This window comes from Pseudomonas sp. AF32 (assembly GCF_022342325.2).
Taxonomy (GTDB): Bacteria; Pseudomonadota; Gammaproteobacteria; order Pseudomonadales; family Pseudomonadaceae; genus Aquipseudomonas; species Aquipseudomonas uvaldensis.
The window spans coordinates 1-856 of sequence record NZ_RQJK02000056.1 but is presented as its reverse complement, the minus strand read 5'-3'; the positions used below and the strand labels follow the sequence as shown (position 1 = coordinate 856).

Below are 856 nucleotides of genomic sequence, written 5' to 3'. Positions count from 1 at the left end.
TCCCCTAATGAAATGGTCCTCTCAGACCTCCCCCAGTGAAAGCTAAGCTTTCACTGGGGGATCTAATCGGAGACCGCCGCCATGAATACTGACAATCTTGCTCTCACTAGTTTGGATTTAGGCAAAAACTGCTTCCACTTCTACGGTCAAGATAACCTTGGACGCCACCTGTTCCGTGCCAAGGTTTCACGTGCTCAGGTTTTTGCCTTCATCGCCCAACTACCGCCTTGCACCCTGGCCATGGAAGCCTGCGGTGGTGCGCATTTCATGGGGCGATTCGCAGTCAGTTGTGGTCATCAACCCAAACTCATAGCGGCCCAACATGTACGCCCTTATGTCAAAAGTAACAAGAACGACTATGTCGATGCGGAGGCTATTGGCGAAGCCGCCAGTCGCTCTGCAATGCGCTTCGTTGCGCTAAAAACCGAAGCTCAGCAAGCACTAAGCATGCTCAATATGACCCGTGAAGCGTTTATGCGAGACCGGACCGCCACGGTTAATCGAATTCACGCTTTCCTGCTGGAGTGGGGGGTTAGCTTGAAGCCGACTGTCAAATCAATCAGGGAACTGCCCAAAGTCTTGGAAGAGCTCCGTGTACCTGTGCCAGTCATTCGTCTGTTCGAGCAATTTCACGCTCATTTCAACTACCTCGATGAGCGCGTCAAGGCGTTAACCAAAGAGCTGGAAGGCCAGGTCGCTGAAGATGATCTGGCTACACGGTTGATGACGATACCGTGTGTCGGCCCGATCACCTCCAGCGCCCTGGCTGCAGAAATAGGTGACGGCAAACAGTACAAACGGGGCCGTGACTACTCCGCCTCGATAGGCCTGGTACCCAAGCAGCTTTCTACAGGCG

The 856-nt window shown here is 53.4% G+C and carries 1 protein-coding gene; it reads left to right on the top strand.

What is annotated here, in order from left to right:
- Positions 1-81: 81 nt before the first annotated feature.
- Positions 82-856: IS110 family RNA-guided transposase (locus EGM97_RS26070; protein ID WP_477788896.1), on the top strand; the 775-nt coding region annotated here is incomplete at its 3' end.